This is a genomic window from Ruegeria sp. CDSC054, from assembly GCF_059610645.1.
This window is the reverse complement of sequence record NZ_JBXWOA010000017.1, coordinates 42421-69305: the sequence shown is the minus strand read 5'-3', so window position 1 is coordinate 69305 and position 26885 is coordinate 42421. Positions and strand designations below refer to the sequence as shown.

Here is a 26885-nt window from a genome sequence, read left to right as displayed (position 1 = left end):
ATGTTGTTGTCCCAACCGAACTCTATCGTCGGTGGGTTTGAGTTTGCGCACATGCATCCTGATGGCAGCTTGCACGCCTCGCTCGACCCAGAAATGGCGCGAAGGGCAATTGAGGCTGGCTGGGCCGTAGCTCACCCTTGGGCCAAGCAACGTCCTGGGTGGAGCGGCTTTGTCATGATCTATACTCCAACCACACCCGAAGAGCTGGATGTCGTCATCGAACTGGTTGAAAGCTCGTACACCTTCATCACCGGAAACACCTTGGACTAAGCTCGAATTGCGCGAAAGTGTGCGGGGACGCCTGCTTCCTGTCAGAGAGCAGTTTCAGCCACCTTGTTTCTCGCGGTCAATTTTTTTCTAATATTGTCGCCGCGGCGAAGCGCTCGATACCTTCAAGCCATTCGCACTAATGGTAGCTAGAGTCCGCTAATTAGAATTTGCAAAGCTCAGAGGCGAATTTCCGCTTCGGGCTGCCATCGGTCACAGATGAGAAGAACTACGGACTGATACCATTAGATTGGATATTTCGAAGTGAACCTTCGTTAGCGACGTGAAATGCGTTAATCATTCACCTTAATTCTAGGTTTCGCCAGCCAATAAGACGTTTTGCTCGGCTGTGTGTTTCAGCGCAAGTTTGGGAACTTGCAGGCTTAGCAAAATGCCCAGGCACAAGTTTTGGTCACAAAAATCTATTCGTCTGTTAATTTTGGTTCAGAGGAATTGGTTTAGCTAAAAGGATCACATCGACTGATGAAGCGGAAAATTGCTGCGATCCTAAGCCTCGATGTCGTCGATTATACCAAGCGCATGTCAGAGGATGCTGAGACCACGCTGAACACTCTACAACGCATTTTGGACGATGTGATCAGACCGTTGGTCCATGAAAACAAAGGACGAATATTCAAGCTGATGGGAGATGGTGCTTTGGTTGAGTTTGTTGCAGCCACAGACGCAATTAATGCTGCCAGCCAGATTTTCAATCAGATGAGAGATGAAGACGTAACACTTCGAGGAGGTCTCCACGTTGGCGACGTAATGCCAAATGGCACAGACTTGTTCGGAGAGGCCGTGAATGTTGCGTCGCGCCTTCAGTCCAGCGCGCATATTGGAAGTTGTCTCGTCAGCAAGACAGCTGCTGAAGTTGCGGGAACTTCGCTGGCGGTTGCTTTGCGACCAGAAAGCTCGATACGGTTGAAGGGAATTCCAAATCCAGTGGAAGCCTACTCTATTGATTTAGATGGTGACAAAAGACGCGCAAAGAACAAGCTGCTGGCTAGCTCTCAAGACGTCCGCTTTGCAAAATCAAAAGACGGTACAACGCTTGCCTGGACATCCACTGGAAGTGGTAGAAAGTTACTGGTCACACCAAACTGGCTTAGGCATCTGGAATACGATTGGACGATGAACACCATCGCCGGGTGGTTGCCGCTGCTTTCTGAAAATCACTGCCTTTATCGGTTTGATGGTAGAAACAATGGTTTGTCCCAGAGGGGCGTGCAGGATGTATCTCTAAATCGCATCGTCGAAGATGTTGAGGCCGTACTGGACGCAGCTGGGATCGAAAAAGTGCCATTGTTTGGCATTTCTTTTGGGGCAACCATTGCCGCGGCTTTTGCCGCACACAATCCTGACCGTGTTTCGGGGTTGGTTCTACTTGGCGGATTCGCACAAGGACTTGCGGTTCGTTCACAGCCCGGCATTGCCGCGCTTGGGCAAGCTATGATGGATATGAGCCTCGAAGGCTGGAACGATGAATATCCTTCTGCAAGAGACTTGATGGCCCAGTCATTTGCTCCAACTGCAAGCCCGCATGACCAGCGCGCTTATGCAGAGTTTATGAAAGTGGCAATGGACCATCAGGATTGGCTCAAGATTGGACCGCTGGTCGCTGAAGTCGACGTAACCGACCTGCTTCCGCAGATCACCTGCCCAGCTTTAGTCATGCACGCTAATCGAGACAGGATGCACAGTGTTGAACAAGGTAGGATATTCGCCTCCGGCATCGAGAATGCACGCTTCATTGGCATTGAGACGGCAAACAACACAATGCCAGAGTATGATCCTGCTTGGCCTAAAACCCTGGTGGAAATAGAGCGTTTTTTGAATTCAATTTGAGCAGTGTACGTTGTTCTTCGCCAAAACTTTATTGTTCGAAGGTAAGAGGATGCCGTGCGCCCTTCGATTTTCGATACTGGAATTTAAAAACTCTAGGCTTCTCGTCATCGACCGCTTTGTCCTGATCTCGGAAATTGCAAAGTCTTGTTGCGAATGTCCGGTTTGGGCTGGTTGCGATCAACCATGCTTATCGTAAAGACTGGTAGTACATGGTTCCGCAGAGCAGTGTTGGGGAAATACTTATCCGGGACGCTTTGGTCCTAGCAGGAGAGGCGCTTAGAAGAAGCGCGCACTACTACAACGACAGTCGCCATAGACTTCTTATGTTAAACTTTGGGTAATGGCGGTAGGTAAGCTGTACTAGCCGTCTGGGTCTGTATCGAGTTTGCCCCAGAGATCATCAACCAGATCTGAGAAGCCATCATTCGAGGCCTCCTTGGGCAGTAGACCAGCTCTTCGCCGGCATTCGACCTCGGCCATTAGTTCCTCCTCTGTTGCTGTCTCAACCACATCACATCGAAGAGCTTCAATCTCGTCCGCTGTCCACGACTCAAATTTGTCAGCGTAGAAGCCCAGGGAATACGGTTCGTCATCAGAAATCTGCTTGATCACAGCATTCCAATCTTCGCTCTGGTTCGATTCCTTTTCGACCCTCTCATCTAGTTCGCGGACAGACTTGCGGATCATCGGCGGCAGCTCTGCCTCAACGCTTTCTTCGCCCGCGCCAGTCCCCGCAAGCCAAAGGTCTGCGATCTTGCGGACGAGCGCCCAGGCCGTCTGATTTCGAGGGTGGCCTTTAATCCGGCCGCCAAGGCCTTTTTCCTGAATGCCCAGCTGTTCAGCGGCCCGTTCGTTCATTCGAATATTGTAATCAGACACGTCCGCGAGCTCTGAAACGTTCTCAGCTACAGCTCGAGCGACTTCTTGATCACCGACGTAAACAACCACCTTCAACATCCCGCTAGCCCTTCCTTCGCAGGTTCATCACCCGGTCCAGGTGGCTGTAGTCCAGATCTCGCATGATCTTCTTCACTCGCTCTGGATCGACTTCGCGATCTTTTCCAGCAGTGTGGACGATGTGTCTGACGTAGATCGTCAAAGCGACAATGATCACGGCGGATAAGATCAAGCTGAAATGCTCGGGCCCCATCACTAAGTCTTCTTCCTTGGGTCTTCGTTCCCGAGGTCGTCGAACACGTTGCCGCTACCATCAGTGATCTCAACATCATCGTCGTCAGTCACTAGATCCCAGGTGTTCTCTTTGACCCATTCATCCCGCCATTTGGGCGCGTCGGCCGGACGCTGTGCAAAATCGGCGATTTGCTCGAAAATCATTTTGCGCAATGCAAGCCAGACCTCCGGACCCTCTTTGCGACGAGCTTGCAACTCTGCGATCAAGTCACTTAGAGGAACATCCTTTAACGGGCGCCCGAAGATTTCTTTTACTGAACAAACTTCGCCTCTTTTGTTCTCAGCGATCCACTCGTCTGTCCACTCGGGAACCTCGTCGGGCTTTGGCACGACTTCCACCACGTGCTCTTGCACAACCTCCAGCAATGCTGGCCAAAAATCTTCATCCGCTTTCAAGCGCGCGCGAATCTCGGTAATCAGGTCATCGCTAGAAAGTTCGTCACTCATCTGTCTTGTCTTTCGGCTCAGTAACCTTTCGCGCCCGGATCTCATCCGCTGAGATCGGCTTGGTTAGTTTCGCTCGACCGGCCGCAATTTCAGCCTCCCGAAGCCTAAGCAAACGCAAGGTTTGTTCATCCAGCTCAACGTCGTCGTCATCACCCATCAGACTTCTCCCGAGTACAGTAACAGTGAGAACAGAGCACTTGAGACCCGTCGGCTGTCCGAACGATGTCACCAACGTGGCCACACTCTTCACACGTCACACCGCATCGAAATTCCATCCAGTCAGCGTACTCCTGAATGAGATCGTGGTATCGACTGAAACCGATGGAAATCTTGCCATCCCGGCCTTTCCTAATTTCCGAGATCTGAATAGTTCCAAGGTCCAGTGCCCTGAAATCCTGACTGAAGGAAAGCTTGTGGAGTGCTTGCGAAATCATGACGAGCCAGCCCTTTCCGACAGCAGGAACAAGAGATGCGCAATCCGGAGAAACGAGGTCTGGATAGTTTTCCACAATGTCCAGCCTCAGGCTGTCGGGCCAGGATTCTTCAGCGCCCTCAAATCGCCGCCGCAGAGCATCATTGTAGCACCAGCTGCAAAGCGTCGTCACAAACCCAAGGAAGTTCTGGCGTTGGGCAGAATTAGAACAACCTTCACAGGTTTGCTCAATCTGATCGACACGCCATTGAATCTCTTCACTCGCAGCCTGGTTGCAGTCCGGGCCCTCATAGACGCGCAAGCCTCCCCATTTCTGTTTGATCTGAACGATGGACGGGTGTTCATCACCAAACAGGTCGGGCTGCTCGTCGATCAACCTCTTCACTTTCTCAAGTGCAAGCGTAAGCTGCTCCGCCCACCCGGCACGATACTCACCAAGCTGCTTGAAGACGCTTCCATGAATATCGTTCCAGTCGACAACACTGCTCATCACTGACCTCCCGGCCCGCGCCTCTTTGAGATCATGTGAAACCTCCGCCATAGCAGTCATCATACGGTCGACCACTTCGCGGTCATCACACTCGGCATGCAGAACCTCGGTCGACCATGTGACGTCAGAGACGTGCGGAGCTGGGTAGTTGTGCGCCATCACCAAACGCATCTCTTCGGCGTACCAGGCGTCAAATGAGCGGAGATCATCTGGCGCTCCATGGTTCTCGATCACACCTCGGACCTTTTCCCGAAATTCCTTCCAGCTCTTTTCGACATCATCCATCATTCACATTCTCCAGAACTTGGTCTTGTTGAGATGGAAGACCCCTCCCGGGATATGGCAAAGGGCAATCGGCGGGACATGACCGGTGGCCAGTGAGCCCGTATTCATGAGCTTCCGGGCGTAGTCCTCATCGTCGTAGTCTTCCATAATCTTATCGAAGTTCACTTGTTGTTCGGCGGTCATCACCAGTTCTTCTTCACACACGCGGGGCACCGATTACGGTCATCCGTTCGGTCGATCTGACCGAAAAAGCCACAGACCGAGCACGTCATTTGATCTCGAATGGGCTTCTTTCGAACGCCAAACAGCCGGTGCCGTTCCGGATGGCGCTTGCTCGCGACATCATGCGCGCACCAACAGCACAGGGTCGTGTACCAGCCGTCCAGAAGTTGGGTCTCGGCACTATTCCCGCATCGTTCACAGCTGTGATTTGCACGCGCAATCGTCTCAGCGATCATCGACTGAATGTGTCGATCATCACACCTGTGGTAGATGCGGAGCTCTCCCAGCTTCTCCTTGATCTGGAGGACAAAGGGGTAGGTGGCACCCTTCAGTTCGCAGTATTCCTTAACCTCTGTGAAGAGCTTTGTGGTCAAGCCGGACCAGCCTTCGGGTGTGCGTCCGAGGCTCTCCTCGACCGATTGCTTGATGTCGTCGAAATCAATTGCGTTCGTAACTTCGTCCGCCATGTCGGACACCTCCTGAGGATGGTAGGAGGCGTCGGAATCGAACCGACTCGTGCACTCTAATCTGGAGCAATTACAAGGATATAAGCCTCGCCCGCATACCAATGCTGCCTCCCACGGATTTCGCGTGGGTTATCGACCTCAGGCCGATATTCGTTGGCAGTGGATGCGTGTGTACGTCATGAGCAGAAGCTGAACCAGATCGTATCGCTATGTCAAGACGGAGTGTGCTGCACTTCGAAATTCACCGCGTAGTTCTGGGAACCTTCTAGCTTAACGTGTGCCCAAATGACTGAAGCAACTTATTTGGAGGGTTGGTCAGCATGCTGTAGGTCTCACATAGTGAGACGATTCGACACTCGATGTTCAAGGTTAGAACGGTACAGCGACGCTTGTTCAGAATCTCCGGTGGTTCGCGCCTAGATATGCCTAGCCGATACCGCAAATGCAGAAAGCGTCCGAACGGACAAGTAAACACCTCAGTTTTGCAGAAGATCTGATCATTGTTATTGTGGATGCGGAGTAATGCCGGTGTTCGAGGGGTGCAAAATGGCGCGGAGACTTCCAGGCGAGGGTGACAAGAAATTTTTGGTTTATGCAGGTACAGGTACGGACCTGATTTTTAATCACGGTATCGAGCTTCCGGGTTTTGCGTCGTTTCCCTTGCTGGAGAAGCCTGACACCCGGGCTGTTCTGGCCGGACAAATGCAAGCGCTCGTGCAATTGGCCGGCGATATGGGTGTTGGGTGCATTCTCGACGCACCGACATGGATGGCCAATGCCGACCGTGCTGCACCTCTGGGCTACGATGCTGAACGTCTTCGTGAGGTAAACAAGGATGGTGTCGCACTGATGGAGGAGGTGCGCAATGCTTCTGGGCGGGAAGACGTTTTGGTTTCCGCCTGCGTTGGCCCAAGATACGATCCTTACGCTGACATCCCACCCATGACAGTTGAACAGGCGCGCAGCTACCACAGTGTGCAACTCGCTGTTCTGAAAGAAACCAGTGTTGATCTGGTGACCGCGTACACGTTCAACCGCCTAAGCGAGGCTGCTGGCTGTGTTCTGGCTGCAAGAGATATTGGTTTACCCATCATTTTGTCATTGGTCGTCGAAACCGATGGCTGTTTGGCTGACGGCACAAAACTTGTTGATGCCATAGACCAGATCGAAGCAGAAACAGACGGCGCAGCTCTGTTCCACATGGTCAACTGCGCACACCCGACGCACTTTGCCGACGCGCTCAACGCGCATCCAAGGCTCAAAGGTGTTGTTGCCAATGCATCAAGTTGTTCGCACGCAGAATTGGATGAGGCCGATACCTTGGATGAAGGAGATCCCGCGCAGCTCGGCCAAGAAATTGCGGATGTCCTGCGGGAAAACCCGTCTATCAGGGTGTTTGGCGGTTGCTGCGGTACGGATATGCGACACCTGAGGGAAATAGCTTTGGAGGTAGGTCGCAGATAGCGCTGCTATTTTACTTACGGCGGCGTATCACCGAATGCGTGAAGCTTGATGATAGGCTTTAACGGGAAAATCAGTGATCAGAGAAGTAATTCCGATAAAATGCAGGCGAAGCGTCAAGACAGGTGCTTGATTATGCTTTGATAGACCGTGGACCAAACGCGTTCTACGGTCTCGATCACGCAACTCAATTTGAGAAGCTCAACTGATACCTTCAGGATGGAGACTGACGATGTTTGCCTCGAGGATGAAAAGTTTTCGCACTCATATGCAAGAAGCCGGAATCGACGTTGCTCTCATCACCGATGACGACAACGTTTATTATCTGACAGGCTATTATGACTACCTCCATATGGAGTTCGGACGCCCAACCATTCTGGTTGTGCACAGGTCTGGCGAAAGCCTGCTGATCACGCCGACAATAGACCTGAATACGGCACTTTCAGCGGCACACGTTGATCGTATCGCGGCCTGGAATGACGGTATGGGTGAAGAGTGGCGGCTGGAGTTACCCAAAGCAGTCAAGACTGCAAAGCGCGTCGGGATTGAGCCTGATCATATACCGCCTGTTGTGCGGGCATATCTGGATACGTTGGTCTCGGGGGAAAATCTGGTCAGCGCCACACCGATATTGGCTGAAATGCGCATGATAAAATCCGCCCAGGAACTTCAATTGGCCCGGCATGCCGGGCAAGTTGCAAGCGCTATGATGGACGCCGGACGCAACGCCATTGCAGACGGAGTGCCGGAGTTCGAAGTTGCGCTTGCCACGTCCCGGGCCGGAACACGAAAGGCCGCGGAGCTTTTAGTGGCGCATTACGATGACGCGGATATGTCGCCCAACACTCATTTTCTGCAAATAATGGCGTCGGGCGATACCATCACCAAAACCCATCATCGCGCCTCAACCCGGATTATGAAACGGGGCGAACCGGTGTTTTTGTGCTTTTGCGGTATGACCAATTTTCACCGCTTCAAACTTGGCTTTGACCGCACCTTTTGGATCGGTGAGATAGCGGATAAACAACAAGAGCATATCTATGAGGTTGCTGTAGCAAGTCAGGCCGCCGCACTGGCTGAGCTGCGCCCAGGTGTGACCGCCGAAAGTGTCCATGCGGCCTATGCCGAGGTTATACAGGGGGCGGGGTTTGAATACCCGTTCCGGTGTGGCCGAGCGACTGGCTATAGCTTTTTGGAAAAGCCACAGTTGGTCACCGGCGACACGACAGTATTGCAGCCAGGGATGGTTTTCGCTGTTGATGGTTCAGTATCAGTCGATACATTTCGTGCGCAGGTCGGCGACAGTTTCATAATCACCGAAGATGGCTGGGAAGCACTAACAGAACATCCAAAGTCCTTGGATGCAGTTATCCTTTGACTTTCCAACCAGCGCCGTCTTGTGAATGCACTTACACAGCGAATGGTCGAGATGGCGAGCCGGGCCTCAACATTTTGAAAATTTTACTCCACGATCTCGCGATTACGTTGCATCTTTAGACATCCGCAACGCGAATGGGTGCGCGAAGTTGGAAGGACAATCGGCACCTTCGAAAGTGCAGTTTCAGAGGGGAATAAGCTACTTTGGGACCCGGCGATTGGAATGTATAACTGACAGGGCATTGGAGAAAAAGGCGTAGCGGAAAACTTACGTTAACAGCCATTGCTCGATTGGGGGGTAGAGGGAAAATGAGTGCCGATACTGAAACCTACCAAGGAATCTGCTATTGCGGCGCATGTAGTGTTTCTACCGCCGGTGAGCCGATGGTCATGGCGTACTGTCATTGCCACTCTTGCAGAAAATGGCATTCGGCGCCGGTTAATGCATGGTGTCTCTGGTCGGCAGACAATGTCTCGTTGTCGGGACCGACGGTTCAATCGGACAAGAATGATGAAAGCCATCGTGTTTCCTGTGGTAAATGCGGGGGTGCATTGGTGAATATCAAACCCGGTAAGGACATCGTCGCGGTTTACGCGATGTCGCTGGCCGAATCCGCGTTGAGCTTTGAGCCAACCTTTCACATCTTCTATGGCGAGCGTGTTTTCGACATGGCCGACGGCCTGCCGAAGTGGAAGACGGTTCCGACATCGTTAGGAGGGGATGGTGTCGCTATGCCCGAACCAGACAAAACCGGTTGGATTTCCTTGAACACGCGAGCCCAAGGGTGAAGCGCAAACTTACCTCGATCTTGGCTGCCGACATTGTCGGCTTCTCGCGGCTTGTGGAAGCTGCCGAGGAAGCCACGCTGGCGCGTCAGAAAGAAATGCGCCTGTCCGTGTTCGACCCCGGCATCAAGCAGGCTGGGGGTAAGATCATCAAGTCGACAGGCGATGGATTTCTGGCCGAATTTTCAAGCGTTGTGGAAGCGGTGCGGTTCGCGATAGCGGCGCAAGAAGCGGTTCGCGCAGAGGAAGAATCCGTGCCTCAAGATCGGCAGATCAGTTACCGCATGGGCCTTCACATAGGCGATGTGGTTGTTGATGATGGTGATATCTATGGCGACGGTGTGAATCTTGCCGCTCGCTTAGAAGCTGCTGCCCCAACGGGCGGGATTTGCATCTCCGCTGCCGTCCGTGACCAGATCGTTGGCGTAATGGACGAGCTGTTCGCTGATGTCGGTGAATTGACGCTGAAAAACATTTCGCGCCCGATCCGCGCCTTTGTCTGGCCTCCCGACCAAGGTGGAGCACTTTACACTGCCACCACACCGCCCATCGAGGTGACATCCAAAAAGCCCACGGTAGCCCTTAGCGCATTCGAAGCCCTCGGCAACAATGACGATGCTAAGATGCTGGCCGAAGCTTGCAATCACACGGTAGAGGCGGCGCTTGCCAATCTTACAGGGTTGGATCTGATCGCACTCGAGGCGGGCCCGGACCATATCGCCACCGCTGTGTTTCAGGCGTCCGGCAACCAGGTCCGCGCAACACTTAAATTGCGCGAAACGAGCACGTCAGCAACCTATCTGACTCAGCGGATGAGCGGTGATCTTTCCGACCCTTTCGCGGCAGAAGATCTGTTGTCAGGGGAAATCGCGACAACGATCCGATACGGAATTCTGCAACGAATTGCTGAGCACACAGCCGAGACTGAGACAAGCGACCCCGAGGCAATGCTGAATCTTGCGGGGCACTACATGATGGGATCGCAGCCTGAAGAATGGGAGGCTGCGGGCCGTCTGTTGGACAGGATCCTGACACTCCAGCCACGCAATTTCATGGCCGTTGGGATGAAGGCGAACACGTTGATCGGCGAATTGGTATGGGGTTACCGTCCGATACGCCCGGAGGATATCGAAGCGGCGGACGCCGGGTTGAGCAAGGCGGTGTCGTTGAATGATCAAAGCGACTACGTGCATCTGATCCGGGGGATTTTTCACTACGGCATTACCGGCGATTTGGATGCGGCGGTGCGGTGTGTTGAACGTGGGTTCGAAATCAGTCCGCAGTTTGCCCAGGGGCATATGGTGCTGGGCTGGATTCAGAACTTGATGGGCCAACCAGAGTTAGCACTGAAGTCCATCAAAAAGGGCTCATTTTCTCTGGCCAAGAACCGGATATATCACCGTGTCCCGCAAGCGTTGGCCCAGACATATCTGGTTATGGGCGACTTCGAGAATGCCATCTCTAATGCCAACCGGGCTCTACAAAACTCGCCGGGGTTGCCGGTCGCACAATTATATCTTGCCAGCGCGGCTGGTCAGGCTGGTTTACCTGATCAAGGAGTAAGGGCGCGGGAGGCCCTATTGGCGTCCGATCCGGACTTCCGGATTAGTGGCGTGCGCAGGTTCCATTTTCAGGACCCCACACGTTGGGGCGCAATCCTGGATGGGCTTCGCGCGGTGGGGCTGCCCGAGTAAGCTCTACCGGGAAATTCTGTGTTGAAGTGTGCTAACATCAATCCCCGAGGGGGACATTATGCACAACAAAGTAATGGCCGTTTTTGTTTTACTCGTGAGTTCAGGGCAGGCAATCGCCCTCGATTGTGGTGACAAAACAAACTCGTGCAAAATTGAAACCGGAGAATATCATATCGTCATTCCGGACGATTGGCAGGGTGGACCTGCTGTGATGCACCTGCACGGTTATGGGGGTACAGGTGAGAAGATTGTAGGGAACACAGCGTTTGTTGAAGAATTCACCAAGCGAGGATACGCATTTATCGCGCCGACCGCGCTTCCTTGGTTGGATGGTAAACCCACCGACTGGTCTGTTCGAGACGGTTGGAACACCTACCCCCGCTCAGACGTAAGGTTTCTCCGTGAAGTTTTGGCTGACGCTGCCCTTCATGCAAGCGTGAATGTGGGCCGGGTTTTGCTGACAGGGTTTTCCAGAGGCGGATCAATGGCTTGGGAAGTTGCTTGTAATGCACCGGATTTGGCTCTTGGTTACGCGCCGGCGTCCGGTGGTTTCTGGCTCCCGGCGACCGAAGATTGTCTAAAGCCGGTACACTTGCTCCATACCCACGGGTTTGCCGACAAAGTTGTTCCGCTTGAAGGTCGCGCAATACACAGCGAGGAGTTTGACGTTACCATCACGCAAGCAGATATCTGGCAGGGCCTGTCGATGTGGCGGCAAGAAAACAAATGCCCACCCAATGCTGCACACCACGAAATGACCGAAGGTCTGTGGCGCAAACGCTGGAACTGTGAATACGGTAGTCTCGAAATCATTCTGCACGACGGAGGGCACGGTTACCCAAAAGGATGGAGCTCCATAGCGCTTGATTGGTTTGAAAGTCTGGAAAACTGACGCACCATCAATTCCAATGAAATTTGGTTTTGCCACGGTGAGACCTAGAAGAGCTTGTGGGTCGCTCGGCTGGCCAAAAGGCACGTCTTCTAGATTTTAGTTAGAAATGCAGAGCGGATAGCTGTTTTCATGGCATCCAATGGCCCGGTTTCCTGTGAACCGGCTGCCGCCATCACTAGCTTCGAGGCGGGCGTTCTGCTGAAGCCAAGCGTCTCGCCCACTATCGACAGATTGGCATGAAGTGAGGAACGCCCCAGCAGACCAGCCGCGATCCCAGCTTCTACTGCCGCGATTACGCCAGAAACACTTTGGCTTGAATAGATGATGCGATATGGTTTCGAACGGCGCTCCAGAGAAGCGATTGCCGCATCGCGCCACCAGCAGGCGTGATCGAACAAGGCAACGGGCAGAACTTTTTCTGCGCGGAAATCCCGATGCGCGGATGAGACCCAGCATGTTGGATCTTCGTACAACAGTTCCTCATGTTTCCCTAGGCGTTCCACCTCATAGATTGCGAGATCCAGAGATCCTTTGTCGAGCGCTTCGGGAAACCTCGCACTGATAGCGCAGGTTACCTCCAGTTCGACTTGCGGATGGAGACGCGTAAACGCGGCGATAATCTGCGCCAGCTTAGCTCGGCCACGATCATCGGGAATGCCCACGCGCAGTTTTCCGGTCACGGCAGTTTGGGAAATGTCCCGCAATGCCACGTCGAGGCGGTTGGTCACGTCCTGAGCAACAGGCAATAGCCGATGACCCGCATCACTTAGGGTAACTCCGCGCCCGTGCCGCTCAAATACGGGTTGGCCGAGGATGGATTCGAGGCGTTTGATTTGAAGGCTCGTGGCGGATTGGGACCTATAGATGCGTGCGGCGCCATCCGTGACGCTGCCTGCTTCGGCAACAGCAACAAAGGTGCGCAACAAATCGCTATCCAGATTTTCCATTCGAAACACCAATACCAGTGATTGAAACTATTTGTTTCACACATGTCTTTTCATCTCCTATTTTTCAAGATCAAAGGAGTATCCTATGACCGATCAGACAATTGTCCGCCGGCAATCAGGTAAGGCTACATGGTCTGGGGCGTGTGCCTATTGCTGCTGATCAGCATCAGTTTCGTCTGGCCGGAACACATTGCGGACGCCACCAGGTTTGTTCTCTGGGGCCTCGTTGTCGTTGCCCCCATAGTTATCCCGGGCATCGTTCTGGCGGCCTGGATTATCGCCAGTGGAGCAGACACCCACATTGCAGGCGTGTTCGACGGCAAGACTCTTCGGACGGTTGTGGCCGCATCTTTGATCGGGGCCATTACGCCAGTTTGTGGTGTCACCGTACTGCCATTGATGGCTGGGTTGTTGGCTGCTGGCGTGCCGCTTGCCCCGATCATGGCGTTTTGGCTGTCATCCCCGATCACAGACCCTGCAATGCTCGCAACGACGGCTGCCACTTTGGGATTGAGCTTTGCAATTGGCAAAACGTTCGCAGCATTCGGATTGGGTGTGTTCGGAGGGGCGGTTACTAGCTTGTTTGCCAAAGCACCTTGGGCATTGAATGCGCTTCGCAACAATGGTCTGGCACGCCAATTGAGCGCTGCGCGATGTGGCAATGACCAAACCTTCGATCCATGGGTTTGGAGAACTCAAGCGCGTCGCCATTCATTCAACAAACAATTCTGGGCGACGGCACGACTTATCTCAATCTGCCTGATCCCTGCCTTTGCGGCCGAATACGCGTTGAATGCTGCTCTGACCCCAGGAATGCTTGCGGCTTACGTAGGCGAGGATCAATGGTGGGCCATACCCGCTGCGGTATTTGTTGGCGCCCCAGCCTATATCGATGGCTACGCCGCACTCCCTCTAACGCGCGGACTGATTGACAACGGCATGTCTGAAGGTGCCGCCATGGCCTTTTTGGTTTCAGGTGGTGTGGTCAGTATCTGGGGCGCAATGGCCATCGCCCCGGTTCTCAAACTGAAGCCATTCTTGCTCTATCTTTTGCTTGCCATTTTGGGATCTCTCGCCGCGGGATATGCTTTTGGGTGGATCGCCTGACCGCGCACGAGAACTTGAGCAGGTATCGGCAAAGCACAATTCAATTCCGTAATTCGGCCATAGAACCGTTGTCGAGGAAACCGACCGCTTTTGGCTCGTTCGGCTAAATCGAATAGAATGCACGTCACGGCCTTCCGCTGAAAATGGGCTTCAGAAACTGGATTCCAGTTCCGCTATTTACCACAAGCGCTGACGGGCTTCGTCCTTCAGATAGGGTTGAATTTTGCTGCCCAGAATGCACCTATGATTGAGAGATAGCCTTTAAAAGCTGAAGAGGGTGCGCGACACCTGCCATCAATTGAGAGCGTTTTTCGAACCGCGCAAATTTATGGGCAAATCGTGCAAGCTTATGCGCAAATACTGTGCAGAATTATGGGCGAACACAGCCGAATTTCTTGAATGAATTCAATGACAGCAATGCAGCGTTATGAGCGCACCTACAATTTTGTAGGTTTGCGCATAACACTTCGCGCACCGCATAAGTTTGCGTAGTTTTCCCATAGTTTTGCGCTGAGCGATTGTCTACCCTAGCGGTGAATTCAATCAGTTTTTGGAGTAGTCGTTGCGGTTATGGTCCTTTGCGTTGCTCAATCCCGCAAAGGGCCTCCCTAAGGAACCTTGGGTTCCATGCTGCCTTTTTGCTTAGATTCTCGCGAACGTCTGCGACGCGCAGAAAGCAGACTTCGAAAAGTCTAGCTAGGGCCCATACCACCAAAACTAGATTCTGAGCTTGCAGCTCACACAGCGGACATTGATCGATATAGTTCAGCTTTGGCGAAGCCAACTTGCTCGACGGGATTGCCATTCTTTCGAGAATTCACAGAGAGCGCTCTAACTATTCATCCGCAACATCTCAGTATTTGATCGAAATACTTGAGGACCTGCCGCGGCCCCAAAAGCAATTGTGGCTGTCAATATTGCTGCGCTTTGCATTTACCGGCCGATCCGAGAAGCGCTACCGAATGCCCGATGCTTCGGCTCGCTATAGAAGGTTTGTGCCCGCCATTATCTATTTGGCTTCTGAGTTGTTAGGTGATGAGGGGCTACACCCAGACGATGAAGACTTACTTGATGCTATCGAGATAGCGATGGGCAAAGATCACAGGATCGACGTATTTGGCCGCAAAGCGCCTACAAAGAAGCTCGCGAGCAGCCTTCGAGCGCGACCGGATGTCAAATACGCCCTAGTTCAACGACGAGTAACACTGTTTTCTGATCAAGTTCAGCGGCACCGCGTTCCGTTTCACCCGTGTTGCGAGGTGTCCCACCAATGCGGTTGCATAAACGGCGGGATCGCAACAGTCCTGCCGCTCAGTTTCTCAACTGATCCTTCCGTCAACTCAAGCGCCATCCACGCCGCTGGTGCCGTCATCAGGTCCGGATATGGCGTCTGCTTGTCCGTCGGTACAAATCCATACCGAGGATAAAATGTCGGGACGCCCAACACGAACACTGCATCCGTCCCAACGGAACTGAGATAATCAATGCTCGCCTCCATGATCTCTTTCCCAACGCCGTGGCCCTGATACGCTGGCAACACCCCGCAAGGTGCCAGCAGGTAGCATTTAGTGTTGGGGTGGTCCGAGAAAACAAACGGTGTGAACAGCACGTTGCCTACAATTTTTCCGTCGCGTTCGGAACTGATAGAGATCGTGTCTGGGAGGTCGAGGAAGTCTTTGGCGAGCCGAGCGATGTCGTCGCCTTCTTCTTTTCCAAAGGCTTTCCGGTGGACGTCAACAATGGCATCAATGTCTACTTGGTTCATGTTCTTTCCTATCTTTGGTTCATTTGGGCGCGCACGGAATTGATCCCCAAAGCGGAGGCGCGATAGGGGTTGCCGTTTTTTGAACGGATAAAGCGCTTTTTCAGCAAGCGTTGGAAAACACTGAGAGTGCAGTCAGACAGCACATAACCGTCACGCGTATAACAAGTGACTTCATGGACTTTTCCGTTTTCCAGGCGTTCGTAGTGGATGGACCCGCCAAGGGCGAGTTCGTGCAAAACACGTTGCTCGTGCTTTGAGATATTCATTGGGATGTCTCGATTTTACGAAAGTACAACAAACACCACACTCAGCATCGCGCTTGAGTATGCCGATCAATGTTGATGTTCCTGAATTTGGGTCGCTAGGAACGGGCGTTAGGCCCGGGTCTCTTTCATAAAATCTCCGTTGTGTGAGGCGTACCGCCTCATACGTTTGGCGCAGATAGTCCTTCAGGCAAGACGCGTCAATATCCCTTATTAAATGAGTGTCTCATTTTGAGCTGCCGCGTACGTCTCCTGCCGCACGCGCCAGCACCCAATCGATACCCCGCAAAAAGTCGTCGACTGTTAACGGCCTTAGGGCTGCAAGCGCAGTGGTAGAATTGAATTTGATGTGTACTTGAACTGAATTAGACTAGTAACAAACTGTTCAGACATCTCATCGTGAGGTCATCATGGCAGCTCCATTAATCCAAGACTGGGAACTCACAGCCGCCATAAAGGACTTAGCCGATTGGCTGGTTCAACAAGGTTTAGAGAATGCGCCGGTTGAAACCTGGTTGGAAGCATTCTGCAAACGTCTTGTTTCGGCAGGGATTCCGCTTCAGAGAGCAAACATTACTGTGCGCGCTCATCATCCCGAGATTGGGACAGTCGCTTTCCGCTGGCACAGGGACGGGGGAAATGAGCGAGAGGACTTTGTCCGAAGAACGGATGCGCCTGAACAATACATCCTAAGCCCGATTTACTATCTTTTGGCAAACAACGTTGAAGAGATCAGACAAGATCTGACAGTCGAAGATCCAGAGCTTAGCTTTCCAATTTTTGATGAACTTCGCGAGCGCGGTGCCACAGATTACTTCGCTGTTAAACGGTTCTTCCTTATACAGGATAACGCTATGCCTGTTGACCCAATGCAGGCCGAGGAAGGTGCCATTATTTCATTGACGACCGACGCGAGCGGGGGCTTCACGAGCCAGCAACTTGACGGTTTGCGTCAACTGATATCTCCGCTTTGCCTGACGCTAAAATGTGGGGCAAACAGGCTGATGGCTGAAGACATAACCGCCGCTTATTTGGGCAAAGACGCCAGCAGGCGCGTTCTTTCTGGGGACATCACACGAGGTTCATCCGAAACGATTTCGGCGGTGATTTGGTATTTTGATTTGCAAGGATTTACCAAATTATCAGAAGCGCTTCCGGGAGATTCAATCATAGAATTGCTAAACGATTACTTCGCAGAAGCTGTTGACGTAGTCGAACGCAATGGCGGTAACGTTCTGAAATTCATGGGAGACGGTATGCTTGCCATCTTCGATATCAATCAAGTTCCGGACGCTCGCCGCGTCGCAATTCACGCGGCAGCGGAGTTGCGAGATACCTTTGAGGAACTCAACCAACGACGGCAAGCGGACGGTTTACCAACGACCGGCTTCACTCTTTCGTTGCACGCAGGCAATGTTCTTTACGGCAATATTGGCGGTAGGTCTCGCTTGGATTTCACGGTGGTCGGCCCAGCGGTAAATACAACTTCGCGCATTTTAGGCATGTGCAGCGCGCTTGATCAGAACATTGTTGTTTCCGACAAGGTGGCGGGCGACTTGGTGGGCTCCATTCCAAGCCTTGTTTCCCTGGGGCAATACAGATTGCGCGGTGTTGCTGAAAGACAGGAGCTGTTCACGATAGACTAGATAAAGCTCAATCCAAAAGTTCTGGCCCATTAGGCCAGGCGCGTAAACAACCGCTAGCGCCGCGCGGGCTTACTCTTGCGACGATCCTACGGTTAAAATCTTCCCATTACTCCAAACCAGAGCCTCATAACAAACCTCGGTTCCTGCGCTTCCGCACCCAAAAAGCACTATGCACCCCAACTGGCACTAACGTTTCGATTGCAATTTAGAGCGACGTAATCGCATTGATCACTGCTTCTCGGCTCTGAACAGCGCCAGTTTGTAGATATTCCATAGCTTTGAGAGCGGCTTCATGGGCTTGGACAGATGACCCGCCAACGCAATCTTCTACTACGCGGCAGAAGTAGTCTGATTGGTGGCCATCGACGAATGTGTAGTGCACACAAACATCTGTCAGCCCGCCGCACAACAAAAGTGTGTCTACCTTTAAACCTCGTAGCAGGATTTCGAAATCGGTTCCAAAAAATGCAGAATACCGTCGCTTCGGGACGATGTAGTCACCTTTGCGATATCCCATCTCATCTTTTGCAACCTCCGTTCTTGGATCGCCTTCGAGACAGTGTATGTCTTCGTCACCATCCAGTTCACGGCCGAAGTCTATCCTATCGGGACGGTGGACTTCTTGGATGAAAATGACTGGCACATTGTAATCATGTGCGGCATCAACCAAATCACGCGCAGCGATCATGCGCTCTTTGTAGCCCGGCATGTTGTCGATGGAGCGTACTTCGCTGTTATCAATAAACGTGCTCTTTTGAATGTCGATTACGATCAGGGCAGGTCTACCCTCGATCAGTTTCCTGGCTTGTTTGGTTTTAGTTGTCATGTTCGACCTCTAATTTGCCAGGTCGTCCTGAAAAAAACGCCCTTGCTTGGCCGGGTCGTCCCAGCGGGCAGATCAATTTTGACTAAATGTGCAACTGATTACGGTCAAGGGTGTGCTGCGTTTTTATGGAATGAAAAGCATGTGTCCGCGCCCAGGGCAACATTGCCCGCAAACTGCCGTTAGGGGTTAAGTGTTGCGATGGTCTGTACCCAGCTCAGAATGGGCAGCCAAACACGGAATATAGCAATTCAGAAAAATTGTGACTTCCAAACAGCGGCTACTCAATTGCCGTGCGAAATGTTGCGGTAAGCCGTTTGTTCAAACCGTGATGAGGTTCGGCTGAAGAACCGTAGTGCAACTCCGCCAAAGCAGCGATGTCATTGAAAATGACTACGGAGCCGCCTTCTTCATTCGCGTAAACCAATAGTTTTTGGCAAAAGGCATCCAAACCAATTGCCGGAAAGCCCGCCATAGCCACGCCACCGGGTGCTGGTCCGCCGAACAGTAAGAGAACTGCATCCGGCAGTTCCACCCCCAGATGGGACGCTTCGACTGCAAAATCGATTTCCCCAAACCAGACCGTATCGTCCTGCTCCATCACTGCTTTTCTGAGACGTTCCACTGCCTTTGGTACGCTGAGCTGAGATCGCAGTTCGATGACCCCATAGTCGGCAAACAACCCGTTGGTCGGCGCTGGTGTTGCATCCAAGTTGTTTAGAACTTCGAGCATCTTGCTATGAAATGTATTTAACGCATGGGTGTCATTCAGACCATGCCGCACTTTGAGAAACTGAGAGTCTGTATAGGCGATCTGCGGGCGATCATCCTGATCGAAGGAAAGAACGCGAAGAGGAAGGTCCAGACCTGCTCGTACGTTCTCTTCCAGAATGGGCGTGTTTATCTCTGGATCAGAGAAAATGAGTACACGTGATGCTGGCATTTCTACGCCTTCAGCTTTGGCCAAGCGCGCGTGATCTATCGATGCGATTGGAGTAGCTCCCGCTTCGTCAACGGCAGTCTCAAGCGCTAAGAAGTTTTCGTCCACCGCGGTCTGGACAGATGTCGATTGTGCAAAAGCGGATGTCGCAACCGAAAAAGTTGCAATCATCGAGAAAACAAAGCCAAACCTCACCATTTTACCACTTCCTATTTGATCGTACTTTTGTCAGGGAAACCGCCGCCAGAGCCGCAAAAGCTATCTCGGCCGCAAGGTAAAAGAGAAGTATCCCGTTCGGAACTCCATCGATAAAAATGCTTAGTATGCGTCCAACGGCCAGTCCCGACATAAACAAAAATAGAACCCACAGCGCGGGGCGTTGTAATTCTGGTTTCAAAGCGGCCGCCAACCAAAATAACGCGTTTGCCAGGTAAAGACCCATAATCGCTCGGAACACGTGGGTTTGGTTCGTACCTTCCACCGGAAATCCCAGCAAAACTGGGATCGAACTGCCGGGCATCAGACCGTATGATAACGCAATTGGCACGAGGCCGACGGCAGCAAGCAGAAGGACTAATCTAGCACTCATGGAGGACTCCTTCTCGTAGAGGTTTTGCTTTTTTGCATAAATACCAATCGGTTTTTGGGGCATCCGTTGATCAGAGCCGGATGCCCACGCTACGCTTTGAAAGGCGTATCCGACAGGCCAAGTCGAGTTTTCTGAAGAGCGAGCCGGTACTGCGCAGCCGTTATCGGCTACGCAGCAGACTGCTCACAATGCGCCTTCGTCGCCAAGGAACTCGATACCAGCTGTCGCGCCATCACTGTAGGCAATGCAATTCCAAGGAGCACGATCCTCGCCAACGCCGACTGTGACCTGTGTTCCGGCCTCGCTAAACGCGGATGAGAGCACCACGACTTGTGAATTGTTTGTTGTGCTGGCTACATCTCGTAAACACGCCTGCTGAGCGGGTGTGAGTTCGGCGGACGCACTGGATGTACCCGTGTCGTCACAGGCCGCAAGCAGTGCGAAACAAGTTGCGCCCGCAATCATCACCATCTTGTTAGACATTTTCTTCTCCCTATGGTTCCCTTGAAATTAGTGAAATTGGATGCGCTTGTTTGAAGCTCTCGCGCCTGTGCAGCCAATTGAACATACCTTGATCCTGTGACTACCTTTCCCAAAACTTGCCGTGGGGGGCTTGGTCGGCGGGACGATATTTTGTTGACTATCGGGGCCGCCAATAACGTGCGAAGGCTGAATGACGCCACTAGCAAATGCTAGAGCAAACTCTGGAGAGAGGGCGAGTTCGTTAAGTCTAAGCATCGCGTCCTCCCAGCGCTCAATCATTATAAAGTGCCTTCCGACCGCTAGCACTCACTCCAGCAGTCGGAAGGGCTCGGCACAGCGAGCAGCAACGACAACAACGGAGGTAAAATAAAGTGGTGTTGAATTCGCATGTTTGAATCTAATTTTAAATAAATCAATATTTTTTCCGCGCGTAAATTTCTCTACGCTCTCGTACAATAGGCCTCTGCGTTCAAACAAAAAAGTAAGTGGGAGCTGCGAGTGTGTTCCCCTGAGCGGCGAAGCGATTTGAGGTCGCACAGAAACAATGAAGGGATTGAAAGATGGGATTTGGTGAAGCCGTTAAGACGTGTTTCTCGAAATACTTCCAGTTCTCCGGTCGGGCTATACGCTCAGAATACTGGTGGTTCTTCTTGTTTGTGGTTCTCGTGAGTGCTGGTTTAGCTGTGCTGGATACGATCATATTCGGGACCAACCCAGAAACTGGGCAAGGATCTCGGGTCCTGTCCTCTGTTTTCCAGCTGGCTGTTCTCATACCTATGCTGGCCGCCGGTTGGCGAAGGCTGCATGATACAGGACGACCTGGCTGGTATTTGCTGCTGCCGATGGCGCTCAGCATTACAACGCTATTTGTTATGCTGGGTGGGGTGGCGTTCTTTTCGGTATTGGAGCAAGGGACCGAAAACCCCGATGCATTACGGGGACCCGCGGCAGTACTGGGCGTGACCGGTATTGTTGTTGTCTCAATTCTTCAATTGGTTCTGTCTATCCTGATGATCTGGTGGCTGACACGACCTTCCCAAGAAGGCGCAAACGAATACGGCGAACCTGTTTCCTGATCTGGCTGTCCGGGCAATTGGCTGGAACTTCTGCTGAACGACAGTGCGAACCGTAACTCAATGGAGAGAAAAAAATGAGCTGCAAAACCATTTCCATTGGAATGCTACTGATGGCAGTGGCGACCACAGCATCAGCGGAGTGGTCGTTCAGCTCCGGGCTCAACCCCAATGCGTTTATTCAGACAGGAAACATGACGCTGGAACTTCAGTGTGACCGTATTCGCTTTGCTCCGGCTGGATTCGAGGACAGCCAGGACATTGCGGACAAGCAGGGGCTTTCCATTCGTTTCTTGAAGAACGGCACCACCGAAGTTGGGGTATTTCAGGTTGGCGCAGAAAACGCTGCCGTACAGATCGTCGACAACTATCCCGTCGAGGTCAGTTTCAATAGTCAGCCGGACTATGGTTTTGTTCTGGACCAGCTTGCAGCAAATGCATCGGTCAATCTGTCCATGATTGATCAAGATGTCAGCTATGGAATCTTTGACTTAAAAGGTTCCGGCGCGGCAATTCGATCCCTTCGTTCTGCGTGCAACTCGGATGTTAGCCAAGAGGCCTCATACGAAGCACCCGAAGGCATCGTCTATTGTGGTGGCGGAGCGATAAAACGCGTAATCGAACCCGCAATTTTGGACAACCCGGACGGAGAATGGGACGCGCGAGTAACGGTTAACGGCGAGCCGATCAGAGCCATGACGGCCTACAGTTACTTCGGAAACTCTGAGCCGCCCGCCGGATTTGTCGTCGCCCTCCTTGGGGAGGACAGGTCCGAGTTTCTGATTTTTAGCGAAGGCTCGGCAAACTGGCTGGAATACGGGGACTACAGGTATGATCAGTGCAATTGATATCTCCTTCCAACCAGCTGCCAAAGTAGTGCGTCAGATGAAATGTTTGGCTTCCGGTATGGTGCTGGTTTCGGGTCTAGGAAGCGTGTGGCATTTCAATTCTCGGGTGGTGATGTCGCCCATGCTCATGCGCATCTGATACCGCTTCTCGACAAGTACGATGTCACCTCGCGACGCTACATCGAGCAAGAAGTAATGACCTTCAAACCAATCCCGAATCCGGGGAACAACGAGCTCCGAACCTTTGCCAAACTAATTGCGGATGCTCTCGACCGATGATGTAACTTTGGGCTCTTACCGATATTCTATGCCAAGGCCGGTCAGTTGTTACTCAAGTCAGACTGAAGCACCAAGATACATTCCGCTACGTCGTCTTTTCTCATTGATCTGGTACTGACTTCGACAGATAGAGAGGTGTGCGGCGGCTGTCTTCCTTCGCAAGTGGCGCATGTCAAAGCGCTGCCGGAGGACCTCCGGTGGCATTTATTCATGGCTTACGCACCAGCCACAGGCCCTATCAGAGGACGTCATGCCCTTTTCACCTGACGGTCAAGACCGCGCTACTCGCGCCATTGACCCATTGCCAATACGCCTTATCAAGCGCGCTATACTGGTTCTTGTCGGCCTGTTTTATTTCCTCTTCGTGGCCTTTGCCCCTCTTCTTTGCGTTCGGCGCAGAGGGTTTCGGGGTTGGTATTGGCGCCTGGTGAAACGGTCATGTTCCCGCCTGCTGTGGCTCCTCAGCATCCGCGTCGAGATGCGTCCTGAGGAAAAGAATGCCCTCGCCGCCGACACCAACAGCATCATCGTGGTTAACCACCGTAGCCATCTCGATGGCTTCAGTCTCATGCATGTGGTGCCCGACACCAAATGGTTCACTTTCGCGGCGAAATCAGAGTTCTGGAACAGCAAACTCCTGCGTACTGGTTTTGATGGAGCGGGTCTCGTTCCTATCAACCGCGATTCCGGTTCAACGGCCATGGATACGCTGACAAAGGCTGTCAGGGAAATGCCTGCCCGTTGTTCCATTGTGCTATTCCCAGAAGGCACCCGGGCCAAAACAGAATCGCTAGGGGACTTTAAGGCGGGTGCTGTATTAGTCGCCCGAGAAACCGGCCGCACGATCACCCCTATTGTCATCCACGACAGCGATAGTCTACTTCCACGCGGCAAACATTTACCGCGCAGCGGGACGATCCGTGTGGAGGCTTTGCCAACATTTACGTGCGATCCTACCGCTAGTGTGGATGAGGATCTGGCGCGATTGCGCAGGCAGATGATGGCTGTATTTGAGCGGTGAAGTCTGTTTGACAGAAATATGCAGAAACCGAGTTTGTTGAGTTTCCGCTACGCGTAGCGGCAGATAACAGATTTGCAGAGCAGTTGTACTTGTTGGTGGGATTTTCTCCAACGGGTATCGATATTCGAAGACCTAGTTAGTACCCGTATTTCAGTATGCTCTTGGCCATTCGTTTTTATGGATGGGCTGCTTGGTATTGTCTCTGAATTCTCAGAAGAGAATGGACAATTAAGTGCCCTGATCTCGCGATTCTTGCCGGAGGCATAAAAAGCAGGGGAGACACGAATTTGCCAGATGCTGTACGACGTATGAGTGACCAAAAGCTAACACTAAGCTGCCATCAGACCACCAGCATCGCCTGCGATACCGACTATGCAATCATCCCCGATCTGAATGCGATTTGCCGGGCTTTCCCCTCCGAGTTCCAGTTTGGGTGAGGTTAACCAGAACGCGCATTGCCACGGGGTCATTTCACGTGGCAGGGCTTTCAACACTTTTTCCATCAAAGGAAGCGGGGTTCCATCCTGAGCAAACTGGAAAGATGGATAGGCGTTGGCTCCTTTGTAAGGTAAAGAAAGTACCTTCCCGGTTCGTGTCCAGATGTCGGCTATCCGCGTGATCTGCCAGGAGCCCTTCTGCCATTGTGCGTGCACGCCTACATCGTCCAGCAATGGATACTCACGCGCAAAATCATCCATCCGGATGTCATTGACCGCGCAACAATGCCCCTCGAAATTATGCAAATACATCTACTTACTCACTGAACTCACTAACAACTCATGAAACGATACTGCCAAAAAACCGTTCTAACCAAAGTTAAGAAGTTCACATTGGGCAAATTAAACTTCAGCTAACCTCGTTTTTTTGCCTAACGCGCTGAAATTATTGTTGGTTTGCTTACGATGACCCGCCGTTCTAATGCTCGTAAAACCAGTTCTGAATTCTTGGCTTTGTTACTCATTGGAGTATTAATCCTCACAAGCTGAGGGCATTGGCCATGAATCTACCGAACCAATCTCTGGTTTGTTGGTGATCAACATCAACGCGTTGGACAAAGCCGCCTGTCACTCTGTCCAGTGTTGGAAACTAGTACCGAGCGCGGGCTCTCTTTTCTACGATCACGATCCTCGTCGTCTGACACTCCGGCAAAATGACAAACAGTCCTGATCCTAAGATTAGCGTGACACCAAGCGGGATGGGGAGGTTTTGTATTTCTACCGACCTAAATTCCTTTCTCTGGTCACAATACGGACTGACCATTCCAAAAATTTCCTACCGCCACCTTGAATTTCTGGACTAATCATTCCAAATCATGCGCATGAGCAAAAAAACTCTCCCAAATGGCGACATCAAATCATCCGCAGGTCCAGGTAGACCTCGTGCCTTTGACGAAGCTGAGGCTTTGGAAAAAGCCTTGTGCGTATTTTGGCACAAGGGCTACGAGACCGCGTCCGTGGACGATTTGACCAAGGCCATGGGTTTGAGCCGGTCCAGCTTCTATGGAACGTTCGTCAACAAGCAGGCTTTGTTTCACAAAGCCCTCCGGCACTATTCAAGGCGTGGTTTGAAATCTCTGCGTGACGTTGCAGATTCGGGCGAAGATGACCCTGTTGGTGCGATAATGAAAGCTCTGGCGAACCCGCAAGGCGGTCGTGACGGCTGCATGCTGATCAATTGCCTTACAGAGCTTGCTCCTCATGATGATGAAGTGGCGGCTCTCGGGCGGCAGCATTTGGAGAGTATTGACGAGATTATTGCGAGAGCGCTTGAGCCTTCGGATCCGGGACAGGCACTCGACAAGGCACGCGCCTTTGCGTCCCTTGCAATCGGCACACTAGCCTTGCGCAAGGCGGGCGTTCCCGCTGAGCAGATATCGCAAACCCTGAAACAAGCCCGGTTGGTGATTTCGCCATAAGGCCTCCCGCCACCATAAGGAAATGAAACCTAAAACAAACTCAATCAAGAGACAGTGACCATAATATTGGACTGATTGGTCCAATAATATCTGAACGAAGTTTACCAAATAAGGAAGCAGCAATGGCTGATGAAAAACTGTTCTCCGGCATCAAAGCTGGTGCAATCGAGCTGAAAAACCGCATTGTCATGGCGCCACTGACCCGCAACCGGGCAAGAGCCGAGGATGACAGTGTCCATGAATTGCAGGCCATGTACTACGCGCAGCGGGCAGATGCTGGTCTGATCATCACGGAAGCATCGCAAATTTCGCCCCAAGGTAAAGGCTACGCCTGGACGCCCGGCATCTATTCCGAAGCGCAGATCGACGGCTGGAAAAAAGTGACTGAGGCCGTCCATGCCAAGGACGGGAAGATCGTAATCCAGCTTTGGCATGTGGGCCGGATTTCGCATTACAGCTTGCAGCAGGATGGTGGCGCCCCTGTTGCACCATCCGCAATTGGAGCTAAGGCCAAGACGTTTGATGGTGAGCAGTTTGTTGAAACATCTGAACCGCGGGCTCTGGCCATCGAAGAAATTGCTGGCATCGTTGCGGACTACCGGAGGGCCGCGGAAAACGCCAAAGAGGCCGGTTTCGACGGTGTCGAGGTCCACGCAGCCAACGGATACCTTATTGATCAATTCCTGCGGGACGAATCCAACAAGCGTGAAGACGCATACGGCGGTCCTGTCGAGAATAGAGCACGGTTCCTGAAAGAGGTCATGGATGTGGTTGTCGATGTCTGGGGCGCCGACCGCGTTGGTGTCCGCCTCAGCCCATTCTCGGACGCCAACAACATCTCCGACAGTGACCCGCAGGCGACATTTACCCATGCGGTCAAATTGCTGAATGGCTATGGGCTGGCCTATCTCCATCTCGTGGAGGGACAGACCGGCGGCCCGCGCGATATTCCGGAAGGTGGTGATCTGAAGGCGCTCTATGAATTGTTTGACGGTGCGAAAATGGGCAACAACGCTTATGACCGGGAAATGGCGGTTGAAGCGGTTGAAACCGGAGCCGTCGATCTGGTGGCCTTTGGCCGGCCGTTTATTTCCAACCCTGATCTTGTCAACCGGTTGGAGAAAGGCGCCGCTCTGAATGAGCTCGATCCAACTACACTCTACGGTGGCAATGAAAAAGGGTACACCGATTACCCGGCACTAGCAGAGGAAGCGGTTGCCGCAGAGTAGTACATCGCTCTAGCCTCCGTAGTGACAGGCAATACCAGATAGAGTGAGCGCGCCGATTTGGACGCGCTCACTTCGCGGGCACGGCAATATCCTTTCT

At 52.4% G+C, this 26885-nt stretch carries 29 protein-coding genes and 1 tRNA gene; 14 read left to right on the top strand and 16 right to left on the bottom strand.

Annotation, left to right across the window (positions count from 1 at the left end; translation table 11 throughout):
• On the top strand, positions 1–270 hold a 270-nt coding region (locus AC2FGC_RS22000), incomplete at its 5' end, for a luciferase domain-containing protein (protein WP_496783473.1).
• A gap of 480 nt (positions 271–750) precedes the next feature.
• Complete coding sequence (locus AC2FGC_RS21995) at positions 751–2115, top strand: alpha/beta fold hydrolase (RefSeq protein WP_496727505.1); 1365 nt, start codon at positions 751–753, stop codon at positions 2113–2115.
• Positions 2116–2475: 360 nt separating this feature from the next.
• Here AC2FGC_RS21995 and AC2FGC_RS21990 read toward each other — a convergent pair whose 3' ends face one another.
• The 8 genes from AC2FGC_RS21990 to AC2FGC_RS21955 form a co-directional block, all read right to left on the bottom strand.
• Positions 2476–3072 carry a hypothetical protein gene (locus AC2FGC_RS21990; protein WP_496783472.1) on the bottom strand — a complete coding sequence of 199 codons (597 nt, stop codon included), beginning with the start codon at positions 3070–3072 and terminating at the stop codon, positions 2476–2478.
• A gap of 4 nt (positions 3073–3076) precedes the next feature.
• Positions 3077–3265, bottom strand: a complete 189-nt coding sequence (locus AC2FGC_RS21985) for a hypothetical protein (RefSeq protein WP_170495135.1) — start codon at positions 3263–3265, stop codon at positions 3077–3079.
• 2 nt (positions 3266–3267) lie between these two features.
• Positions 3268–3753, bottom strand: a complete 486-nt coding sequence (locus AC2FGC_RS21980; protein WP_496727503.1) for a hypothetical protein — start codon at positions 3751–3753, stop codon at positions 3268–3270.
• Complete coding sequence (locus AC2FGC_RS21975; protein WP_281996011.1) at positions 3746–3910, bottom strand: hypothetical protein; 165 nt, start codon at positions 3908–3910, stop codon at positions 3746–3748. Before AC2FGC_RS21975 ends, AC2FGC_RS21980 begins: the two co-directional genes overlap by 8 nt.
• Positions 3903–4964 carry a hypothetical protein gene (locus AC2FGC_RS21970; protein ID WP_281996010.1) on the bottom strand — a complete coding sequence of 354 codons (1062 nt, stop codon included), beginning with the start codon at positions 4962–4964 and terminating at the stop codon, positions 3903–3905. The genes AC2FGC_RS21975 and AC2FGC_RS21970 overlap by 8 nt, the downstream gene beginning before the upstream one ends.
• Complete coding sequence (locus tag AC2FGC_RS21965; RefSeq protein WP_496727502.1) at positions 4965–5144, bottom strand: hypothetical protein; 180 nt, start codon at positions 5142–5144, stop codon at positions 4965–4967. It abuts the gene before it with no gap.
• A complete protein-coding gene (locus AC2FGC_RS21960; RefSeq protein ID WP_281996008.1) occupies positions 5144–5650 on the bottom strand; it encodes a hypothetical protein in 507 nt (168 codons plus the stop codon). Before AC2FGC_RS21960 ends, AC2FGC_RS21965 begins: the two co-directional genes overlap by 1 nt.
• A 19-nt stretch (positions 5651–5669) precedes the next feature.
• Positions 5670–5763: transfer RNA gene (locus AC2FGC_RS21955), tRNA-OTHER, on the bottom strand.
• A 433-nt stretch (positions 5764–6196) separates the two neighbouring features.
• On the opposite strand from AC2FGC_RS21955, the gene AC2FGC_RS21950 reads away from it, so the two are divergent.
• The 5 genes from AC2FGC_RS21950 (at position 6197) to AC2FGC_RS21930 (ending at position 11860) form a co-directional block, all read left to right on the top strand.
• Positions 6197–7114 carry a homocysteine S-methyltransferase family protein gene (locus AC2FGC_RS21950; protein WP_496727501.1) on the top strand — a complete coding sequence of 306 codons (918 nt, stop codon included), beginning with the start codon at positions 6197–6199 and terminating at the stop codon, positions 7112–7114.
• Positions 7115–7343: 229 nt separating this feature from the next.
• Positions 7344–8489, top strand: a complete 1146-nt coding sequence (locus AC2FGC_RS21945; RefSeq protein WP_496783471.1) for a M24 family metallopeptidase — start codon at positions 7344–7346, stop codon at positions 8487–8489.
• A gap of 308 nt (positions 8490–8797) precedes the next feature.
• Complete coding sequence (locus tag AC2FGC_RS21940; RefSeq protein WP_496783469.1) at positions 8798–9277, top strand: GFA family protein; 480 nt, start codon at positions 8798–8800, stop codon at positions 9275–9277.
• On the top strand, positions 9274–10968 hold the full coding sequence (locus AC2FGC_RS21935) for an adenylate/guanylate cyclase domain-containing protein (RefSeq protein WP_496727498.1): 1695 nt from the start codon (positions 9274–9276) through the stop codon (positions 10966–10968). Before AC2FGC_RS21940 ends, AC2FGC_RS21935 begins: the two co-directional genes overlap by 4 nt.
• A 73-nt stretch (positions 10969–11041) precedes the next feature.
• Positions 11042–11860, top strand: coding sequence for a CE1 family esterase (locus AC2FGC_RS21930; protein WP_496727497.1), 819 nt, complete (start codon positions 11042–11044; stop codon positions 11858–11860).
• A gap of 89 nt (positions 11861–11949) precedes the next feature.
• On the opposite strand, the gene AC2FGC_RS21925 is transcribed toward AC2FGC_RS21930, so the two are convergent.
• On the bottom strand, positions 11950–12807 hold the full coding sequence (locus AC2FGC_RS21925; protein WP_496727496.1) for a LysR substrate-binding domain-containing protein: 858 nt from the start codon (positions 12805–12807) through the stop codon (positions 11950–11952).
• Between the two features lie 129 nt (positions 12808–12936).
• On the opposite strand from AC2FGC_RS21925, the gene AC2FGC_RS21920 reads away from it, so the two are divergent.
• On the top strand, positions 12937–13914 hold the full coding sequence (locus AC2FGC_RS21920; protein WP_496783465.1) for a permease: 978 nt from the start codon (positions 12937–12939) through the stop codon (positions 13912–13914).
• A gap of 1243 nt (positions 13915–15157) precedes the next feature.
• On the opposite strand, the gene AC2FGC_RS21915 is transcribed toward AC2FGC_RS21920, so the two are convergent.
• Positions 15158–15679 carry a GNAT family N-acetyltransferase gene (locus AC2FGC_RS21915; protein ID WP_496783463.1) on the bottom strand — a complete coding sequence of 174 codons (522 nt, stop codon included), beginning with the start codon at positions 15677–15679 and terminating at the stop codon, positions 15158–15160.
• An 8-nt stretch (positions 15680–15687) separates the two neighbouring features.
• The gene (locus tag AC2FGC_RS21910; protein WP_496727493.1) at positions 15688–15945 is read right to left on the bottom strand and encodes a YjhX family toxin; all 258 of its coding nucleotides are present in this window, start codon (positions 15943–15945) and stop codon (positions 15688–15690) included.
• Between the two features lie 407 nt (positions 15946–16352).
• On the opposite strand from AC2FGC_RS21910, the gene AC2FGC_RS21905 reads away from it, so the two are divergent.
• Positions 16353–17588 carry an adenylate/guanylate cyclase domain-containing protein gene (locus tag AC2FGC_RS21905; protein ID WP_496727492.1) on the top strand — a complete coding sequence of 412 codons (1236 nt, stop codon included), beginning with the start codon at positions 16353–16355 and terminating at the stop codon, positions 17586–17588.
• A gap of 205 nt (positions 17589–17793) precedes the next feature.
• Here the strand turns inward: AC2FGC_RS21905 and AC2FGC_RS21900 are convergent, their stop codons facing one another.
• From AC2FGC_RS21900 to AC2FGC_RS21885, 4 genes are all read right to left on the bottom strand, one after another.
• Complete coding sequence (locus AC2FGC_RS21900) at positions 17794–18414, bottom strand: isochorismatase family protein (protein ID WP_321250554.1); 621 nt, start codon at positions 18412–18414, stop codon at positions 17794–17796.
• A gap of 277 nt (positions 18415–18691) precedes the next feature.
• Positions 18692–19549 (bottom strand): DUF302 domain-containing protein, encoded by an 858-nt coding sequence (locus AC2FGC_RS21895; protein ID WP_496727491.1) that lies wholly within the window; start codon positions 19547–19549, stop codon positions 18692–18694.
• Between the two features lies 1 nt (position 19550).
• Entirely contained in the window at positions 19551–19940 is a 390-nt protein-coding gene (locus tag AC2FGC_RS21890) for a DUF4345 domain-containing protein (RefSeq protein WP_496727490.1), read from the bottom strand.
• A 183-nt stretch (positions 19941–20123) separates the two neighbouring features.
• A complete protein-coding gene (locus tag AC2FGC_RS21885; protein ID WP_496783460.1) occupies positions 20124–20423 on the bottom strand; it encodes a hypothetical protein in 300 nt (99 codons plus the stop codon).
• Positions 20424–20983: 560 nt separating this feature from the next.
• Here AC2FGC_RS21885 and AC2FGC_RS21880 point away from each other — a divergent pair.
• From AC2FGC_RS21880 to AC2FGC_RS21870, 3 genes are all read left to right on the top strand, one after another.
• Positions 20984–21499, top strand: coding sequence for a DUF805 domain-containing protein (locus AC2FGC_RS21880; protein ID WP_170734114.1), 516 nt, complete (start codon positions 20984–20986; stop codon positions 21497–21499).
• Positions 21500–21573: 74 nt separating this feature from the next.
• The gene (locus AC2FGC_RS21875) at positions 21574–22344 is read left to right on the top strand and encodes a hypothetical protein (RefSeq protein ID WP_496783455.1); all 771 of its coding nucleotides are present in this window, start codon (positions 21574–21576) and stop codon (positions 22342–22344) included.
• Between the two features lie 529 nt (positions 22345–22873).
• Positions 22874–23644, top strand: a complete 771-nt coding sequence (locus AC2FGC_RS21870) for a lysophospholipid acyltransferase family protein (RefSeq protein WP_058282256.1) — start codon at positions 22874–22876, stop codon at positions 23642–23644.
• A gap of 329 nt (positions 23645–23973) precedes the next feature.
• On the opposite strand, the gene AC2FGC_RS21865 is transcribed toward AC2FGC_RS21870, so the two are convergent.
• Positions 23974–24342: a hypothetical protein gene (locus AC2FGC_RS21865; RefSeq protein WP_298855186.1), complete on the bottom strand. Its 369-nt coding sequence runs from the start codon at positions 24340–24342 to the stop codon at positions 23974–23976.
• A gap of 614 nt (positions 24343–24956) precedes the next feature.
• Between AC2FGC_RS21865 and AC2FGC_RS21860 the strand changes: the two genes are divergently transcribed.
• Both AC2FGC_RS21860 and AC2FGC_RS21855 read left to right on the top strand, forming a co-directional pair.
• On the top strand, positions 24957–25559 hold the full coding sequence (locus AC2FGC_RS21860) for a TetR/AcrR family transcriptional regulator (protein ID WP_496783451.1): 603 nt from the start codon (positions 24957–24959) through the stop codon (positions 25557–25559).
• A 122-nt stretch (positions 25560–25681) separates the two neighbouring features.
• Positions 25682–26788: an alkene reductase gene (locus AC2FGC_RS21855; protein ID WP_496727390.1), complete on the top strand. Its 1107-nt coding sequence runs from the start codon at positions 25682–25684 to the stop codon at positions 26786–26788.
• The last annotated feature ends 97 nt before the right edge of the window (positions 26789–26885 follow it).

What these genes read in the sequence shown, in the direction of transcription:
- AC2FGC_RS21995 (WP_496727505.1), top strand. Translation starts at nt 751, where the DNA reads ATGAAGCGGAAAATTGCTGCGATCCTAAGCCTCGATGTCGTCGATTAT.
- AC2FGC_RS21990 (WP_496783472.1), bottom strand. Translation starts at nt 3,072, where the DNA reads ATGTTGAAGGTGGTTGTTTACGTCGGTGATCAAGAAGTCGCTCGAGCT.
- AC2FGC_RS21985 (WP_170495135.1), bottom strand. Translation starts at nt 3,265, where the DNA reads ATGGGGCCCGAGCATTTCAGCTTGATCTTATCCGCCGTGATCATTGTC.
- AC2FGC_RS21980 (WP_496727503.1), bottom strand. Translation starts at nt 3,753, where the DNA reads ATGAGTGACGAACTTTCTAGCGATGACCTGATTACCGAGATTCGCGCG.
- AC2FGC_RS21975 (WP_281996011.1), bottom strand. Translation starts at nt 3,910, where the DNA reads ATGGGTGATGACGACGACGTTGAGCTGGATGAACAAACCTTGCGTTTG.
- AC2FGC_RS21970 (WP_281996010.1), bottom strand. Translation starts at nt 4,964, where the DNA reads ATGATGGATGATGTCGAAAAGAGCTGGAAGGAATTTCGGGAAAAGGTC.
- AC2FGC_RS21965 (WP_496727502.1), bottom strand. Translation starts at nt 5,144, where the DNA reads ATGACCGCCGAACAACAAGTGAACTTCGATAAGATTATGGAAGACTAC.
- AC2FGC_RS21960 (WP_281996008.1), bottom strand. Translation starts at nt 5,650, where the DNA reads ATGGCGGACGAAGTTACGAACGCAATTGATTTCGACGACATCAAGCAA.
- AC2FGC_RS21950 (WP_496727501.1), top strand. Translation starts at nt 6,197, where the DNA reads ATGGCGCGGAGACTTCCAGGCGAGGGTGACAAGAAATTTTTGGTTTAT.
- AC2FGC_RS21945 (WP_496783471.1), top strand. Translation starts at nt 7,344, where the DNA reads ATGTTTGCCTCGAGGATGAAAAGTTTTCGCACTCATATGCAAGAAGCC.
- AC2FGC_RS21940 (WP_496783469.1), top strand. Translation starts at nt 8,798, where the DNA reads ATGAGTGCCGATACTGAAACCTACCAAGGAATCTGCTATTGCGGCGCA.
- AC2FGC_RS21930 (WP_496727497.1), top strand. Translation starts at nt 11,042, where the DNA reads ATGGCCGTTTTTGTTTTACTCGTGAGTTCAGGGCAGGCAATCGCCCTC.
- AC2FGC_RS21925 (WP_496727496.1), bottom strand. Translation starts at nt 12,807, where the DNA reads ATGGAAAATCTGGATAGCGATTTGTTGCGCACCTTTGTTGCTGTTGCC.
- AC2FGC_RS21920 (WP_496783465.1), top strand. Translation starts at nt 12,937, where the DNA reads ATGGTCTGGGGCGTGTGCCTATTGCTGCTGATCAGCATCAGTTTCGTC.
- AC2FGC_RS21915 (WP_496783463.1), bottom strand. Translation starts at nt 15,679, where the DNA reads ATGAACCAAGTAGACATTGATGCCATTGTTGACGTCCACCGGAAAGCC.
- AC2FGC_RS21910 (WP_496727493.1), bottom strand. Translation starts at nt 15,945, where the DNA reads ATGAATATCTCAAAGCACGAGCAACGTGTTTTGCACGAACTCGCCCTT.
- AC2FGC_RS21905 (WP_496727492.1), top strand. Translation starts at nt 16,353, where the DNA reads ATGGCAGCTCCATTAATCCAAGACTGGGAACTCACAGCCGCCATAAAG.
- AC2FGC_RS21900 (WP_321250554.1), bottom strand. Translation starts at nt 18,414, where the DNA reads ATGACAACTAAAACCAAACAAGCCAGGAAACTGATCGAGGGTAGACCT.
- AC2FGC_RS21895 (WP_496727491.1), bottom strand. Translation starts at nt 19,549, where the DNA reads ATGGTGAGGTTTGGCTTTGTTTTCTCGATGATTGCAACTTTTTCGGTT.
- AC2FGC_RS21890 (WP_496727490.1), bottom strand. Translation starts at nt 19,940, where the DNA reads ATGAGTGCTAGATTAGTCCTTCTGCTTGCTGCCGTCGGCCTCGTGCCA.
- AC2FGC_RS21885 (WP_496783460.1), bottom strand. Translation starts at nt 20,423, where the DNA reads ATGTCTAACAAGATGGTGATGATTGCGGGCGCAACTTGTTTCGCACTG.
- AC2FGC_RS21880 (WP_170734114.1), top strand. Translation starts at nt 20,984, where the DNA reads ATGGGATTTGGTGAAGCCGTTAAGACGTGTTTCTCGAAATACTTCCAG.
- AC2FGC_RS21875 (WP_496783455.1), top strand. Translation starts at nt 21,574, where the DNA reads ATGAGCTGCAAAACCATTTCCATTGGAATGCTACTGATGGCAGTGGCG.
- AC2FGC_RS21870 (WP_058282256.1), top strand. Translation starts at nt 22,874, where the DNA reads ATGCCCTTTTCACCTGACGGTCAAGACCGCGCTACTCGCGCCATTGAC.
- AC2FGC_RS21865 (WP_298855186.1), bottom strand. Translation starts at nt 24,342, where the DNA reads ATGGATGATTTTGCGCGTGAGTATCCATTGCTGGACGATGTAGGCGTG.
- AC2FGC_RS21860 (WP_496783451.1), top strand. Translation starts at nt 24,957, where the DNA reads ATGCGCATGAGCAAAAAAACTCTCCCAAATGGCGACATCAAATCATCC.
- AC2FGC_RS21855 (WP_496727390.1), top strand. Translation starts at nt 25,682, where the DNA reads ATGGCTGATGAAAAACTGTTCTCCGGCATCAAAGCTGGTGCAATCGAG.